The sequence below is a fragment of the Acidovorax sp. Root217 genome, assembly GCF_001428645.1.
Lineage (GTDB): Bacteria > Pseudomonadota > Gammaproteobacteria > Burkholderiales > Burkholderiaceae_C > Acidovorax.
The window spans coordinates 77,759-78,740 of the sequence record NZ_LMIH01000014.1; the positions used below are offsets into that span (position 1 = coordinate 77,759).

The following is a 982-nucleotide window of genomic DNA, read 5'->3' on the forward strand; positions in this document are numbered from 1 at the left end:
GCAATTGAACCTCTTCTCACAGGCCATCGTGGCCATCGACGGCAGCAAGTTCAAGGCCGTCAACAGCCGCGACCGCAACTTCACCGCCGGCAAGATCGAAGCCCGCCAGCAGCAGATCGAGCAGAGCATCCAGCGTTACCTGGACGCGCTGGAGACCGCAGACCGCACACAGCCGGCAGAGGTCGAAGCCAAGACAGAACGACTGCAGGAGAAGCTAAAAAAGCTGCGCGAACAGATGCGGCAACTCGATGGCATCAAAGAGCAATTGAAGAGCCTGCCCGATGGCCAGGTCTCACTCACCGACCCCGATGCACGTTCGATGGCCACCCAGGCCAAGGGATCGGGCCTAGTGGGCTACAACGTGCAGACCGCTGTCGATGCCAAGCACCACCTGATCGTCGCGCACGAGGTCACGAACGTCGGCAATGACCGTGCACAGCTGCACAACATGGCGTGTGCAGCAGACCAGGCCATGGGGAGCCAGGGCCTGCAGGCCTTCGCCGACCGAGGCTACTTCAGTGGCCCGCAGCTCAAGGCCTGCGAAGACGCGGGCATCACGACCTTCGTGCCCAAGCCGATGACATCCAATTCGAAGGCCGAAGGGCGCTTCGACAAAGCCGACTTCATCTACATCGCCAAGGATGACGAGTACCAGTGCCCTGCAGGCGAGCGTGCGATCCATCGATGTACAACCACAGAGAAGGGGCTGCATCTGCACCTGTACTGGTCAAGCGCCTGCCCCAAATGCCCTCTCAAGACGCAATGCACGACCAGCAAATACCGACGTGTCCGGCGATGGGAGCACGAAGAGGTACTGGAGCGCGTGCAGCAACGACTGGACAGCAACCCCGAGGCGATGACATTGCGCAGGTCCACCGTGGAGCATGTCTTCGGCACGCTCAAGCACTGGATGGGCTCGACGCACTTCCTGATGAAGACCCTCAAGCACGTGGGCACCGAGATGAGCCTGCATGTGCTGGCC

Annotated in this window: 1 protein-coding gene; it reads left to right on the plus strand. The window is 61.1% G+C overall.

The genetic code is table 11. The annotated features are described in order from the left end of the window. The coding region (locus ASE31_RS15995) for an IS1182 family transposase (RefSeq protein WP_235514539.1) at positions 1-982 on the plus strand (982 nt) is incomplete at both ends.